This is a genomic window from Streptomyces sp. NPDC005151 (assembly GCF_053599875.1).
The window spans coordinates 139560-153045 of sequence record NZ_JBSFYR010000007.1; the positions used below are offsets into that span (position 1 = coordinate 139560).

Consider the following 13486-nt stretch of genomic DNA (forward strand, 5'->3'; position numbering starts at 1 on the left):
GGCCACAAGCCCTGGTAGCTCCTTCCCCAAGCTCTCAACTTCGTTCGAGCAGGGGAGACCCCACTGGGGGACTTCCGGCCGCCTTGCGATCGCACGCACCGGACGACACTCCTCATGGGGCAAACATTGCCGGTCACGGCATTAGCGGGGCGCGCGCGGGTAGCCGAGCAGATGCAGCCGGTCCAGCTCGTCCGTCCACCGGAACACGCCGACGCCTGCCTCCGCCTCCGCGCCCGGCAGCCGCACATTGGACGGCAGCCCCTCCGGGGTCCCCGTGGCGACCTCGACGGCGACCGGGCGGCCGCCGCCGTTCAGGGCGTCCGCCACGTTGCGCACGTTCGTCGCGCCGTACGCGATGCCCTCGTCCGTGACGGAGGCCAGCGTCAGCCGCTTCGAACCGTCCGGCGCCTCCAGGCAGAAACCCTTCTTCGCCGTCAGGTCGAAGGCGAGGTTGCCGGCCACCAGATAGCCCCCCGAGGGCGACATGACGGCCAGCGGGTACTGGCCCGGCTTGATGGCCACCTTGTTGCACTCGACGGTGGCCACCGGTTTCCCCGTCTCCGCGTCGTGCACCGCCCACAGGTCATGGGTCTGCGCCAGCTTCTGCCCCTTGGCGAGCTGCCACTTGGCCAGCACCCAGCCGGGGGCCACGGTCGTCGGGATCCCGCTGGTGCGGTCGGTGTTCTTCGGGGCGACGTTCCGGCTGAACCAGCCGCCCTGCACCCAGAACTCCCGCGCCCCGCTCACCAGCAAGCCCTTCTTCGTCAGTCCGAACACCTCGGTGAGCTGCTTGCAGGACGGGCAGTCCTTCGGGTACTTCAGCGCCGAGGGAGCGATCTTCGAGATCTGTCCGGTCGCCGGGTCGACCACCACACTGGTCGTCCGACCGTCGCTGATCAGGATGTCGGGGCCGGAGACGATCACGCTCGGGGCGGAGGACCACGGCACCTCGATGCGCCGCCGCGCGCCGTCCTTCACGTCGTACACATCGAGGGAGACGATCGTGTCGGCCGGGGTCAGCGCGTTCACGCCGACCTTTCCGTACGTCCAGGTGACGAAGTACTCCATGTCGTTCTTGGTGACCAGGAGCAGCTTCGGGGAGTGCTTCGAGGCCGGCGGCCGCCAGTTCCCGCCCTTCCAGCCCGCCTTCCCGGTCTCCGAGTCGATGGTCTCCAGCCGGTACTGGTTGTCGGCGACCCGCAGCAGATAGCCGAGGCGTCCCGTCGTCCGGGAGATCGCGTAGTCGGGAGAGGTGTTGACGAGCTCCCAGCCGCTTTGCGTGGTGTACGCGGGAGGAACCGTGAGCTGTGTCGCCGGGCCCGGGCCCGTGGGCGTCGGCACGGGTTTCGCCGGCTTGTCGGCGCCCTTCCGGTCCTGGCTGCCCCCGGCACCGCACGTGGCCAGCAGAAGCAGCAGGGCGAGTACGAGCACCCCGGCGACCAGAGTCAGGCGCACGATCTTCTGTCTCATGGTCCCCTCCGATGAGCAATCCTGGCGTCGCGCCGGTCAGCGTAGCAACTGGCCCGGGTTTACCAGCAGTTCGGATCCGGCGCTGTTCCGCGAAGGTCCCGTGCCGGGCGACGGGGCGCAGGAAGGGACAGGCACCGGCCGGGGAACGGCCGGGGAACAACCGGTCGTATCCGCCTACAATTCGTCGGTGAACGTCACCCTCTCCACCGCGGAAGCCCTGCGCACGGCGCTGGCCGGACTCCTCGAAGGACTGCCGCCCAAGCAGGCCGCGCAGGCCGTTGACCGGCTCATCGCCAACTACCGGGGGACCACCCCCACCGATGCCCCGGTGCTCCGCGACCGCTCGGACGTCGCCGCGTACGCCGCGTACCGCATGCCCGCGACCTTCGAAGCGGTACGGTCCGCCCTCGCCGCGTTCCGTGAGGCCGCTCCGGAGTGGACGCCCGCCACGCACACCGACATCGGCGGCGGCACGGGTGCGGCGAGCTGGGCCGTCGCCGGGGCCTGGGAAGGCCAGCGGACCACCGTCCTGGACTGGGCCGAGCCCGCGCTCACCCTCGGCCGCGAGCTCGCCGAGGCCTCCGGCATCGAGGCCCTGCGCACCGCCGAGTGGCGGCGGGCCCGGATCGGTGCAGGACTGGAGCTCGACCCCACGGACCTGGTGACCATCAGCTACGTGCTCAAGGAACTGACGGCGCAGGCGCGCACCGGCCTGGTCGACGCCGCAGCGGCCGCCGCACAGGCCGTCGTCATCGTCGAGCCCGGCACCCCCGACGGCTACGCCCGCGTCATCGAGGTCCGCGACCGGCTGATCGCCGCCGGACTGACGGTCGCCGCCCCGTGCCCGCACAGCGACGCGTGCCCCATTGAGCCGGGCACCGACTGGTGCCACTTCTCGGCCCGGGTCAGCCGCTCCTCGCTGCACCGGCAGGTGAAGGGCGGCTCGCTGCCGTACGAGGACGAGAAGTTCAGCTATGTCGTGGCGACCCGCTTCGCCACCGAACCGGTACGCGCCCGGGTCACCCGCAAGCCGCAGATCCGCAAGGGGCAGGTGCTGCTGGACCTGTGCACCCGCGACGAGGCCCTGCAGCGCTCCACGGTCACCAAGCGGCACGGCGAGCTGTACCGGGCCGCCCGGGACATCGCGTGGGGCGACGCCTGGCCGCCGCCCCACGGTGAGGGTGACTAGCTAGTCCTCCTGGCTCCGCAGCTCCTGGGTGCAGCACTTCACGCTGCCGCCGCCCTTGAGCAGCTCGCTCAGGTCCATCGGGACCGGTTCGAAGCCGCGCGCCCGGAGCGGGTCGAAGAGGCCCGCGGCGCCCTGCGGCACCAGCACGTGGAGCCCGTCGCTGACGGAGTTCAGGCCGAACGCGGTGGCGTCCGCCTCCTCGGCGATCAGCGCGTCGGGGAAGAGCCGTCGCAGCACCGACCGGCTGCCCGGCGAGAACGCGCCCGGGTAGTACATGATCTCGTCGCCCGCCTCGTCGAGCACGCAGAGGGCCGTGTCCAGGTGGTAGTAGCGCGGGTCCACCAGATCGAGGCCGATCACCGGCCGGCCGAAGAACTCCTGCGCCTCGTCGTGCGAGAGCGGACTGGACCGGAAGCCGCGCCCGGCCAGGAGGTACGAGGAGGTGACCGCGAAGTCGCCCTCGCCCTCGTTGACGTGGTCCGGCTCATGGATCTCGGTGAAGCCGTGGTCCCGGAACCAGTCCCGGTGCGCCTTCGCCTCCGCGTACCGCTCCTGGTAGGCGAACCGGGCGCCCAGCACCCGCCCGTCGACGACGGTGGCGCCATTCGCGGCGAAGACCATGTCGGGCAGCTCGGGGCGCGGGGTGAGCAGCTCGACGGTGTGGCCGAGCGCACGGTAGCGGTCGCGCAAGTCCTCCCACTGGGCCTGCGCCAGCGGCAGATCGACCGGCTTGGTCGGGTCCATCCACGGGTTGATGGAGTAGGTGACCTTGAAGTGGGCCGGGGCGCACATCAGGTAGCGGCGCGGCGTGGCTGCACGGGGCGCCGGAGCAGTGGCTTCGCGGGGCAAGGGGACGGCGGCTTCACGAAGCGATGAGGGTGTGGCTTCACGGGGCAATGAGGGCTCCTCACGGACGGCAGGGGTTGCCTGCGGGGTGCCGGGGCTCGCACGGGTCTGTGCGTGAGCTCATGGTGCGCCGTTCGGAGCTACCGCGCAGTGAACCGATCGGGTGGTTCTGCGGGATGCTCCGTTACGTCTACGGAGAGGTGCGGAGACGATACGTCTCGCCTCGCCCCGCTGATCGCCCTCGAGCTCCTCGTCGCCCCGCTCACCCACCGCTGGCTGCTGCGGACCCGGCCGCTCACCCACGCGTACGCGGACGCGCTCGTCGACTACGCCCTGCACGGTCTGGCCGCCCGCTGAATCATGCCGCGCCACACAGTCACACCGAGCCGGCCACAGCCACGCCTGTCATTTCCAGACAAAAGAGTGCAAAGAGCCCTGCTCGGGGCATCGATCGACGCCCCTGCTTCAGGACTCTGGCCACCCGGGGCGCAGGATGGTGGGACCATAGGTGCAGGGGCAACGCTGAGGTAAGGGGATTGATGGGCGCCGATTTCGGCCGTTCTCGCGGCACGGAGAGCAAGTTTTCCCAATGGCTGCGCCGGCGACCCAAACCGCAGCAGCGCGCGGTCGACGACACCGCCCGGGAGGCGCTGCTCCTGGCCGTCGCCGAGGCCGGAATGCCGATCGCGCCCGCCGCCCACCCGATCGGCTACCGATGTTCGTGCGAACGCATCGGCTGTCCCACTCCCGCCAGGCACCCCGTCTCCTTCGCCTGGCAGACGCAGTCCACCACCGACCGCGCCCAGATCGAGCGCTGGGCCCGCAGTCAGCCGCAGGCCAACTTCATCACCGCGACCGGCATGATCCATGACGTCCTCGATGTGCCGTTGACCGCGGGCAGCCAGGCACTGGAGCGGCTCATCGCCGCGGATATCGACGTCGGCCCGGTGGCCGTGTCCGGCGAGGACCGGATGCTCTTCTTCACCGCCACCCGCGGCACCCCCGAGGACGAGGACGAGTGGTGGCCCTGCGAGCTGGACTGCCATCCCGAGACCATGGACGAGCATCCGGGACTGCGCTGGCACTGCCGCGGCAGCTACGTGCTCCTGCCGCCCGCCCTGCTCCCCGGTGAGCTGGACGTGCACTGGGTCCGCGGGCCGGAGAACCCGCTGCCGGACCCGCTGACGCTGCTGGAGACGCTCACCGACGCCTGCGCGCAGTACGTTGATGCGGCGGACCAGAGCGATCTCGACCACGGGTCGGTGGCCTGGCCGCTCGGCCGCTGAAGCCGGAGCGCGGGGCCTCACGAGCCCTGCGCCCCCGTCTCCCGGCTCACGGCTACCGGATCGCGGGGCACGGGGCACGGCTCCCGGGTCCACAGCGTTATGGCGTCACGAGCCCTTCGCCGCCGTGAGCCCCGGCAGTCGGTTCAGTATGATCACCTTGGCGCCGTTCGCGGCGCCCTTCTTCGGGACGTACACCAGCTGGCTGGAGACGCGCTCCTTGGTGAGGGTGGTCTTCACCTCACCGGTCAGCAGCGCCTGCACATCCGCGTTGACCGGCGGACGCAGCCCCTTCGCCGCGGTCTGCTGCTCGAAGTGCTTGCTGCTGAAGAAGACCAGCGCCCCGCCGTCCTCGGTCTCCAGGCCGAGCGGACCGAACGTACCGCTGTCCAGCGGCTGGTCGATGTACTGGTACGAGAAGCCTGCCTGGCGGGTGGTCCTGCGCACGTCCCGCCAGCCCGAGGTGGCGACCCCAGGGGCGAACACGTCCGGCGTGCCCTTCTGCAGATACTCCGTGTACTGGGTACCCAAGTCCTTGGGCGCCACGGAGAGTTCACTGCTGTCCGTGGCCACCGGCCGGGCCCGCCCGTCGCTGTCCTTCGCGAAGGCGGGCACCGCGGCGGGCGCCACGACCGACAGATAGGCGGCCCGCCACCCGGCGTCGGGCCCGGACCGCAGGAAGACGATCAGCCAGCGGGTGTCCTGCTTCCCGCTGTCCCGGTCGCGGTTGGAGTCGGTGTCCGCGACGAACCAGCGCGGCCAGCCTGCCTTCTTCGGGATGACATAGGTGGCGTCGGTCAGCTCCAACGGCCTGTGGCTGGCATTGCCGCCGGGGTTGTTCTGCTGCCGCGCCTTCAGGCCGGCCTGGTTGATCGCGCCGAGCGAACCGGTCACCCGGTCCGCGTCGAGCGCGGGATCGTAAGCCTTGTCCGCCGCGTTGTACGCGGCGGTGAAGTCCGCGAGGGCCTTCGCAGCCTCAGACTTCGTCGCCGCCGGTACGACTTCCAGCTCGCCGTGCACCGTCACGCACCCGCTCGCCGTCATGCTCAGCACTGTCGCTGCCGCGAGCCCCGTCGCCAGCCGAATCGGCCTCAGGCTTCTCATCCGTTGCTTTCTGCGCCTTCTGATCCGTCGCCCCCACTGACCGTCCGAACCCTACCGGGGCCAGGAACAGTGCGAGCGTGGGGATCAGATACAGCGCCCACACCGTGACCTGAAGAACGGTCGGGTCGGGCTGGAAGTTGAAGGTGCCCTTCAGCAGCGTGCCGTACCAGCTGTCCGGCGGAATCGTGGCGCTGATGTCGAACGCCCGGTTGTGGATACCGCCCAGGAACTCGGCCTCCTGCAGGTCGTGGACGCCGTACGCGAGCACACCCGCCGCGACGACCACCAGCATGCCGCCGGTCCAGGTGAAGAACTTCGCCAGGTTGATCTTCAGCGCACCTCGGTAGAACAGCCAGCCCAGCACCACGGCGGCGGCGATCCCGAGGAACGCGCCGATCATCGGATGCCAGCCGTCGTCCGCGGCGTGCACCGCGCGCCAGACGAACAGCGAGGTCTCGAGCCCCTCCCGGCCGACCGCGAGCAGCGCCGTCGCGACGAGCGCCCCGGTGCCCATCGCGAGCGCCGCGTCCAGCTTGCCGTGCAGCTCCTTCTTCAGATGCCGCGCGGTGCGCCGCATCCAGAACACCATCCAGGTGACCAGACCCACGGAGATGATCGACAGCGAACCGCCGAGCGCCTCCTGCGCCTTGAACGTCATCTCCTGCGAGCCGAATTCGAGACCGGCGCCGAACGCCAGGCTGACGACGACCGCGATGCCGACACCGATCCAGATCGGCAGCAGTTTGCTCTTGTTGCCGGTCTTCACCAGATAGGCGATGAGGATACAGACGACCAGGCTCGCCTCAAGGCCTTCGCGCAGGCCGATCAGGAAGTTGCTGAACACGTTTCGGTTCTCCTTTGTCCGCTTCGAGTCCCGTTACGAGAACAGCGCCCGGCCCCACCAGTCGTCCTTGTCGCGGACGCCCGGCGGGACGGCGAAGTGCGCCGAACCCACGTGCTGGATGTACTCGTTGAGTGCGTCATGTGCCGCGAGGCGGCGCTGCAGCGGGATGAACGCCTTACGGACATCGCGCTGGTAGGCGAGGAAGAACAGCCCGGCGTCGAGCCGGCCCAGACCGTCCGTACCGTCCGTGAAGGAGTAGCCGCGGCGCAGGATCGTCGCACCGTCGTTGCTGTCCGGGTGGGCGAGCCGCACATGTGCGGTCGGCAGCATCGCCTTCAGGAACGGCTCGTCGCGTTCCTTCGCCTTGCCCACCGGGGCGCCCTCGCCCTTGTCCCGGCCGAAGACGTCCTCCTGCTCCTGGAGCCCGGTCCGGTCCCAGGTCTCGATGTGCATGCGGATGCGCCGGGCCACCAGGTACGAACCCCCGGTCATCCAGCCCGCCTTGTCCTTCTCGCCGACCCACACATGCTTGTCCAGGGCCGCGGTGTCGGTGCCGGAGATGTTCCGGGTGCCGTCCTTGAAGCCCATCATGTTGCGCGGGGTCTGGGCGTCGGGCGTCGTCGAGGACGTCTTGCCGAAGCCCAGCTGCGACCAGCGGATCGCGGTGCGGCCCATGCCGATCCTGGCGAGGTTGCGGATGGCGTGCACCGCGACCTGCGGGTCGTCCGCGCACGCCTGGATGCACAGGTCGCCGCCGCTGCGAGCCGTGTCGAGATTGTCGCCGGGGAACTTCGGCAGATCGACGAGCGCCTCCGGGCGCCGGTCCTCAAGACCGAACCGCCCCTTGGCGAACAGCGAGGGACCGAAGCCGATGGTGAGGGTGAGCCGGGACGGCTTGAGCCCCAGCGCCTCGCCCGTGTCGTCCGGCGGTGCTTCGGCGAGACCGCCGTACGCCCCGTCGCCGACCGCATGACCGGCCGTCATCCGCTCGGCCGCCCGCGTCCACTCCTTGAGCAGCGCGATCAGCTCGGCCCGGTCCTTCGTCGTCACGTCGAACGCGGCGAAGTGCAGCCTGTCCTGGACGGCGGTGGCGATACCGGCCTGGTGGACACCGTGGAACGGCACCGCGGCGCCGCTCTCCGCGGCCGGCACCGTGTCGTCGCCCGTACGCGCCGCGGCGACCGCTCCACCGGCCGCGACCGCGCCGAGCGCCAGCCCGGCACCGCCCCAGCCGAGCAGGGCGCGGCGGGACGGGGCACGTCCGCCGGCCGCGGCAGCGGTCTCTTCGCCGTCGACGGTGTTCTGTGTCTCCTCGGACATGCGCGAAGCCTCCCCGCTCGTTACTTCGTCACCGCGGCAGCGAGCCGCGACAGCGGCTCGGCCAGGGCGTTGACGGCGTCCGACAGTTCCTTGCGGTCCGCCTTGCCGACCTTCTCGTACGAGGTGAACTCGTAGGAGGTCTTGTCCGCGCGGTACTTGTCCAGCAGCGTGTTCAACGACGCGAACTGCTTGTCCAGGGAGGCGGTCAGCGCCGGGTCGTTCTTCGACGCGATCGGCTTCAGCAGCTCGTACGACTTCTGCGCGCCCTCGACATTGCCCTTGAAGTCGATCAGGTCGGTGTGGCTGTAGCGCTCCTCCTCACCGGTGACCTTGCCGGTGGCTACCTCGTCGAGGAGCTCCTTGGCGCCGTTGGCCATCGAGGTCGGGGTGATCTCCGCCGTGCCGACCCGCTCCTGCCAGTCGAGCAGGTCCTTGTAGAGGACCGGGGCGAGAGCCTTCTCCTCGGCGCCGAGCTTGTTGTCGTGCCACAGCGCCTTCTCCAGGCGGTGCCAGCCGGTCCACTTCTGGCCGGCCTCCAGGCCGTCCTCGCGGAGGTCGACCTTCGGGTCGATGTCACCGAAGGACTCGGCGACGGGCTCGGTACGTTCCCAGCCGATGCGGGACTCGGCGTACGCCTTCTTCGCGGCCTCGACGTCACCGGCGGCGACGGCGTCCGTGAAGACCTTGGCCTTCGGCAGGGTCTCGTCGGCCTGCGCCTGCACATAGGTGCGGAACTCGGCGACGGCCTTGTCCATCTCGGGGCTGCGCTTGGCCGTGGTGCCGCCGGTGATCTCGATCTTCTGCCGGTAGCCGGCGCCCTTCATGCCGGGCTTGCAGACGATGTCGTAGGAGCCGGTCTTGACCTCGGCCGTGATGGTGGCCTTGGTGCCGGGGCCGATGTTCTCGCGCTCGGCGGCGATGCGGGCATCCGGGAAGAGCAGGTAGACCTCGGTGACCTTGGAGCCCTTGTTCTCGACGGCCAGTTCGACGTGGCCGGCCGGGAGCTTCTTCTTGGACACCGTGCAGGAGTCGTCCTTCGCGACGACGCTCAGAGCGCCCTCGCCCTTGCCGTCACTCTTCTCGGCGCAGCCCGTGACGGCGGTCAGGGCTGCCACGGTGGCGGCAGCGGTGACTACGGAGAGACGAACGGCTCGCATACGGGCTCCACACAGGCTGAAGGGAGGAAGGACTGGAACTGGACAAAGGCAGGGCAGGTGAGGCGAACCTAACTTAACCGAGGCTTACCTGACTGATGCCCACCCGTGCAGTGATTCAGCTCTCACTTGGGGCGCGGGGGAACGGAGTGATCACGGACAGACCATGGGCGACCCAAGGAAAGGTCAAGCAAAGGTCAAGTGGCCGGGTTCCGTTTCGGTGCGCAGGTCGAGGGCGGCGGTCGGCTCGTCGAGCAGCAGCGCGGCGCACTGCGCCGGCACCCGGGCCCGTTCGCCCCGGACGGCGCGGAGAGCGATCGCCCTCGACAAGGCCGCCGAACTCCGGACTCCACAGGAACTTTGGGCTCCTCGGGTGCCTCGGCCCGGCAGCCTGCCGGTCCGGCCCTGCGGCGCGACCGGCGCCCGCGCGGCGCTTGAATGCGCACGTGAATGACTTCGACGTACCCGCAGGCATCGACGTACTGCGGGTGTTCTGCGGCCCCGACGGCCGGCACGGCAACGCCCTCGGGGTCGTACGCGACGGGAGTGCGTACCCCGACGAGGCGTCCCGGCAGGCGCTCGCCGGACAACTCGGTTTCAGCGAGACCGTGTTCGTCGACGACCCCGAGCGGGGGCACATCGACATCTACACGCCGGGACTCCGGCTGCCCTTTGCCGGGCATCCGCTCGTCGGCACCGCCTGGCTGCTCGATCTGGAGATTCTGGAACTGCCGGTCGGGGAGATCTTCGCCCGCCAGGACGGTGAGTTCACCTGGATCAGCGCACGCCCCGAGTGGGCGCCGCCGCGCACGCTGGAGCGCTACGCATCCGTCACCGAGGTCGAGGCGCTGACCGGACCGCCGCCCGGGGAGGGCTGGCTCTACGTCTGGGCGTGGGAGGACGAGGCGGCGGGACGGGTCAGGGCGCGGGCGTTCCCGCGGCGCATCGATGAGCGCGGCGTCAGCCGCTCCGGTGGGGCCGGGGCTTGTACCGGGGGGATCACGGAGGACGAGGCGACGGGCGCCGCGGCGCTGCTGCTCAGCGCGCAGCTGGGCCGCGCCCTGAACATCACCCAGGGGCGCGGCTCCCAGATCCTCACCGCACCCGCACCGGACGGCACGGTGGAGATCGGGGGCCGCGTCCTGCTGTCCACCCGCGGCTGAGTGTCCGGCGGATCCTGGCCGGGACTTGGGCCGGCTTACCCAGGTCAACAACTTCCCGACGGCCTGTCGGTAAAAACGATACGCCCGGCTCCGCTCCCGTGCCCGGTGGGAAAGATCGCGTACGAGGGCTACGGAACGGTGAGGATCTCCGCGCCCGTCTCCGTCACCACCAGCGTGTGCTCGAACTGGGCGGTGCGCTTGCGGTCCTTCGTCACCACGGTCCAGCCGTCGTCCCACATGTCGTACTGGTGCGTCCCGAGCGTCAGCATCGGCTCGATGGTGAAGGTCATGCCGGGCTGCATCACGGTGGTCGCGTGCGGGCTGTCGTAGTGCGGAATGATCAGGCCGGAGTGGAACGAGGAATTGATCCCGTGCCCGGTGAAGTCGCGGACCACGCCGTACCCGAAACGCTTGGCGTACGACTCGATGACCCGCCCGATCACATTGATCTGGCGCCCGGGGCGGACCGCCTTGATGGCGCGGTTCAGGGACTCCTCGGTGCGCTCCACGAGCAGCCGGGACTCGTCGTCCACATCGCCGCAGAGATAGGTGGCGTTGTTGTCGCCGTGCACACCGTTGATGTACGCGGTGACGTCGAGGTTCACGATGTCGCCGTCGCGCAGCACCGTGGAGTCCGGAATGCCGTGGCAGATGACCTCGTTGAGCGACGAGCAGAGCGACTTGGGGAAGCCGCGGTAGCCGAGCGTCGACGGATAGGCGCCGTGATCGCACATGAACTCGTGGGCGACCCGGTCGAGTTCGTCCGTCGTCACACCCGGGGCGATGTGCTTCGCGGCCTCCGCCATCGCCTGCGCGGCGATCCGCCCCGCGATGCGCATGCGCTCGACGGTGTCGGCGTCCTGGATCTCCGGGCCGGTGTACGGCGTGGGAGCGGGCTTGCCCACGTACTCGGGGCGCCGGATGTTTCCGGGTACGGAACGGATGGGAGTGATCTCCCCTGGTACGAGGAGCGACTGGCCAGACATATCAGCGAGTCTAACCAGCATGCTTGGGGCAGCATGGCTCCGAGGAAAGGAGTCGATGATGGCCCTGTTCAAGAAGCGCACGGTCGGCAAGCCGGGCGAGTGGTACTACTGCCTGGAGCACAAGAAGGTCGAGGAAGGCCCGGAGTGCCCGGCGAAGGACCGGTTCGGGCCGTACACCACGCCCGAGGAGGCTCGGCACGCCATGGAGACGGCGCAGGAGCGGAACCTGGAGTGGGAGAACGACCCCAAATGGCACGACCGCCCCACGCCTCCGGAGGCCGACGCGTAGGCCCGGCCCCGGGGCTCCGTTTCTCAGGCGCCCGAGGGGCTTGACTCTCCAGACGCCGGGAGACCGGATGCTCTCGCCTGCCGCCGCCGTTCGGCGTCCTCGTCCGTCCCGGAGTCGTACGTGAGCAGCTTCGGCAGCGCCGCCGCCAGCAGCGCGACCGAGGCCACGCACGCGGGCAGGGCGGAGGCGGAGGTCACGAGGGGTCATGGTCCGGTGCCGTACGCGCCGTCTGCAACCGGTTTTGGCCGCGGTGCGCGGCCCTTCACCACCTCGGTGGCGGTGGCGCGGTCAGCTGGTCGGCGAGCCGGGACAGCCGGTCCCGGAAGCCGCGCCGACCGCGCGGCGCCGGGGCGCTGTTCTCGCCGGCCGCCGCGCTCACCAGATGCTGCACGGTGTCCAGGTCCACATCGTCGGTGCCGGTCACCGCGAGCGACTCATGGGCCAGCCCTCCCACCTCCGGGTCGCCGTCGTCCAGCGACAGCACCGTCGCCCCGGCCCGGCGCGCATCGTGCACTCGCTCCAGCAGCCCGGCCCCGGGCCGCTCCGGGGCCACCAGGAGCAGCGTCTCGCCCCGCCCGGCCGCCTCGATCCGGCCCAGACCGACGGCCAGATGCGCCGGATCGCCCGGTCCCACCCGGTGCCGTACGAGTGTGGGAGTCAGCTCCGGCAGCCCGGACCAGGTGGACTCGTCGACGAGATGGGCCGCCAGGTGCCACGGCTCGTACGCCGCTGTCCCCACCAGCAGCAGCCCGCCGCCGTGCGGAACGACGGACGAGCGCAGCGTCCCCGCGAAACGCCGGGCCGCCGCGGGCCACTCGGTCCCGGCGAGCACTTCTCGGAGCAGGGCGACGCGTACGGCATCCATGGCCCGGCATCATGCCGCAGAGCCAGGCCCCGGCACCGGCGAACGACACCGAACCAGCCGAACGGGGCCTGAGTGACGGATGTCGCAGGAGATCGACCTGGCCTTCCCTTCCAGGGCGGGCAGTAATGTCGGCGCCATGACTACGAACGACAGTGGCAGCGCGCCCAAGCCCCCCGCCAAGGACCCCTGGGACCTTCCCGACGTATCCGGGCTGACCGTCGGCGTGCTCGGCGGCACCGGTCCGCAGGGCCGCGGGCTCGCCTACCGGTTCGCCCGCGCCGGGCAGAAGGTGATCATCGGCTCGCGCGTCGCCGACCGCGCCCAGGCCGCCGCCGGCGAGCTGGGCCTCGGCGTCGAGGGCGCGGACAACGCCGACTGCGCCCGGCGCAGCGACGTCGTGATCGTCGCCGTGCCGTGGGACGGCCACGCCAAGACCCTGGAATCGCTGCGCGAGGAGCTCGCCGGGAAGCTCGTCATCGACTGTGTCAACCCGCTCGGCTTCGACAAGCAGGGCGCGTACGCCCTGAAGCCCGAGGAGGGCAGTGCCGCCGAGCAGGCCGTCGCCCTGCTGCCCGATTCCCGGGTCACCGCCGCCTTCCACCACCTCTCGGCGGTACTGCTCCAGGACGAGGCGATCGAGGAGATCGACACCGATGTGCTGGTGCTGGGCGAGGCCCGCGCCGACACCGACCTCGTCCAGGCGCTCGCCGGCCGGATCCCCGGCATGCGCGGCATCTTCGCGGGCCGGCTGCGGGGCGCCCACCAGGTCGAATCGCTCGTCGCCAACCTGATCTCGGTCAACCGCCGCTACAAGGCGCACGCGGGCCTGCGTACCACCGACGTCTGAGCTTGACGTTTAAGGTGCTTGATCCTTTCTTGCGTTCCGTCGGGCATTCGTTTTGGGTGGTTTGCCCACGTGGTGGTGGGGTGCGGGGCGTCGGTTCTTGGAGCCGGGTGGGCGTCCGGGGCCGGG

Annotated in this window: 14 protein-coding genes and 2 pseudogenes; 6 read left to right on the forward strand and 10 right to left on the reverse strand. The window is 70.3% G+C overall.

What is annotated here, in order from left to right:
- Positions 1–141: 141 nt before the first annotated feature.
- Positions 142–1470, reverse strand: a complete 1329-nt coding sequence (locus tag ACWD6R_RS06555; RefSeq protein WP_451817699.1) for a hypothetical protein — start codon at positions 1468–1470, stop codon at positions 142–144.
- 187 nt (positions 1471–1657) lie between these two features.
- Between ACWD6R_RS06555 and ACWD6R_RS06560 the strand changes: the two genes are divergently transcribed.
- Positions 1658–2659 carry a small ribosomal subunit Rsm22 family protein gene (locus tag ACWD6R_RS06560; RefSeq protein ID WP_451817700.1) on the forward strand — a complete coding sequence of 334 codons (1002 nt, stop codon included), beginning with the start codon at positions 1658–1660 and terminating at the stop codon, positions 2657–2659.
- Here the strand turns inward: ACWD6R_RS06560 and ddaH are convergent, their stop codons facing one another.
- Positions 2660–3508 (reverse strand): dimethylargininase, encoded by an 849-nt coding sequence (gene ddaH / locus ACWD6R_RS06565; RefSeq protein ID WP_451817701.1) that lies wholly within the window; start codon positions 3506–3508, stop codon positions 2660–2662.
- 225 nt (positions 3509–3733) lie between these two features.
- Between ddaH and ACWD6R_RS06570 the strand changes: the two are divergent.
- Positions 3734–3862, forward strand: a pseudogene (locus tag ACWD6R_RS06570) (TetR family transcriptional regulator); the annotation flags it as partial.
- Between the two features lie 182 nt (positions 3863–4044).
- On the forward strand, positions 4045–4791 hold the full coding sequence (locus tag ACWD6R_RS06575; protein WP_451817702.1) for a bifunctional DNA primase/polymerase: 747 nt from the start codon (positions 4045–4047) through the stop codon (positions 4789–4791).
- Positions 4792–4896: 105 nt separating this feature from the next.
- Here ACWD6R_RS06575 and ACWD6R_RS06580 read toward each other — a convergent pair whose 3' ends face one another.
- The 5 genes from ACWD6R_RS06580 to ACWD6R_RS06600 form a co-directional block, all read right to left on the reverse strand.
- Complete coding sequence (locus ACWD6R_RS06580) at positions 4897–5832, reverse strand: hypothetical protein (RefSeq protein WP_451817703.1); 936 nt, start codon at positions 5830–5832, stop codon at positions 4897–4899.
- On the reverse strand, positions 5765–6736 hold the full coding sequence (efeU, locus tag ACWD6R_RS06585; protein WP_451817704.1) for an iron uptake transporter permease EfeU: 972 nt from the start codon (positions 6734–6736) through the stop codon (positions 5765–5767). The genes ACWD6R_RS06580 and efeU overlap by 68 nt, the downstream gene beginning before the upstream one ends.
- A 33-nt stretch (positions 6737–6769) precedes the next feature.
- Positions 6770–8056 (reverse strand): iron uptake transporter deferrochelatase/peroxidase subunit, encoded by a 1287-nt coding sequence (efeB, locus tag ACWD6R_RS06590; protein ID WP_451817705.1) that lies wholly within the window; start codon positions 8054–8056, stop codon positions 6770–6772.
- Between the two features lie 20 nt (positions 8057–8076).
- The gene (efeO, locus tag ACWD6R_RS06595; protein ID WP_451817706.1) at positions 8077–9213 is read right to left on the reverse strand and encodes an iron uptake system protein EfeO; all 1137 of its coding nucleotides are present in this window, start codon (positions 9211–9213) and stop codon (positions 8077–8079) included.
- Positions 9214–9396: 183 nt separating this feature from the next.
- A complete protein-coding gene (locus tag ACWD6R_RS06600; RefSeq protein ID WP_451817707.1) occupies positions 9397–9540 on the reverse strand; it encodes a hypothetical protein in 144 nt (47 codons plus the stop codon).
- Positions 9541–9656: 116 nt separating this feature from the next.
- Between ACWD6R_RS06600 and ACWD6R_RS06605 the strand changes: the two genes are divergently transcribed.
- A complete protein-coding gene (locus ACWD6R_RS06605) occupies positions 9657–10373 on the forward strand; it encodes a PhzF family phenazine biosynthesis protein (protein WP_451817708.1) in 717 nt (238 codons plus the stop codon).
- A 128-nt stretch (positions 10374–10501) separates the two neighbouring features.
- On the opposite strand, the gene map is transcribed toward ACWD6R_RS06605, so the two are convergent.
- The gene (map, locus tag ACWD6R_RS06610) at positions 10502–11359 is read right to left on the reverse strand and encodes a type I methionyl aminopeptidase (protein WP_451817709.1); all 858 of its coding nucleotides are present in this window, start codon (positions 11357–11359) and stop codon (positions 10502–10504) included.
- A gap of 58 nt (positions 11360–11417) precedes the next feature.
- On the opposite strand from map, the gene ACWD6R_RS06615 reads away from it, so the two are divergent.
- The gene (locus ACWD6R_RS06615) at positions 11418–11648 is read left to right on the forward strand and encodes a hypothetical protein (RefSeq protein ID WP_451817710.1); all 231 of its coding nucleotides are present in this window, start codon (positions 11418–11420) and stop codon (positions 11646–11648) included.
- 23 nt (positions 11649–11671) lie between these two features.
- On the opposite strand, the pseudogene ACWD6R_RS06620 reads toward ACWD6R_RS06615, so the two are convergent.
- Positions 11672–11821 (reverse strand): annotated as a pseudogene (locus ACWD6R_RS06620) (MFS transporter); the annotation flags it as partial.
- A gap of 89 nt (positions 11822–11910) precedes the next feature.
- Positions 11911–12513 (reverse strand): hypothetical protein, encoded by a 603-nt coding sequence (locus ACWD6R_RS06625; protein ID WP_451817711.1) that lies wholly within the window; start codon positions 12511–12513, stop codon positions 11911–11913.
- A gap of 136 nt (positions 12514–12649) precedes the next feature.
- On the opposite strand from ACWD6R_RS06625, the gene npdG reads away from it, so the two are divergent.
- A complete protein-coding gene (gene npdG, locus ACWD6R_RS06630; RefSeq protein WP_451817712.1) occupies positions 12650–13360 on the forward strand; it encodes an NADPH-dependent F420 reductase in 711 nt (236 codons plus the stop codon).
- Positions 13361–13486 lie beyond the last annotated feature (126 nt).

Bases quoted from the DNA above. Each gene is read 5' to 3' on its own strand.
- ACWD6R_RS06555 (WP_451817699.1), bottom strand. From the start codon at position 1,470: ATGAGACAGAAGATCGTGCGCCTGACTCTGGTCGCCGGGGTGCTCGTA.
- ACWD6R_RS06575 (WP_451817702.1), top strand. From the start codon at position 4,045: ATGGGCGCCGATTTCGGCCGTTCTCGCGGCACGGAGAGCAAGTTTTCC.
- ACWD6R_RS06580 (WP_451817703.1), bottom strand. From the start codon at position 5,832: ATGACGGCGAGCGGGTGCGTGACGGTGCACGGCGAGCTGGAAGTCGTA.
- efeB (WP_451817705.1), bottom strand. From the start codon at position 8,056: ATGTCCGAGGAGACACAGAACACCGTCGACGGCGAAGAGACCGCTGCC.
- efeO (WP_451817706.1), bottom strand. From the start codon at position 9,213: ATGCGAGCCGTTCGTCTCTCCGTAGTCACCGCTGCCGCCACCGTGGCA.
- map (WP_451817709.1), bottom strand. From the start codon at position 11,359: ATGTCTGGCCAGTCGCTCCTCGTACCAGGGGAGATCACTCCCATCCGT.
- ACWD6R_RS06615 (WP_451817710.1), top strand. From the start codon at position 11,418: ATGGCCCTGTTCAAGAAGCGCACGGTCGGCAAGCCGGGCGAGTGGTAC.
- ACWD6R_RS06625 (WP_451817711.1), bottom strand. From the start codon at position 12,513: ATGGATGCCGTACGCGTCGCCCTGCTCCGAGAAGTGCTCGCCGGGACC.
- npdG (WP_451817712.1), top strand. From the start codon at position 12,650: ATGACTACGAACGACAGTGGCAGCGCGCCCAAGCCCCCCGCCAAGGAC.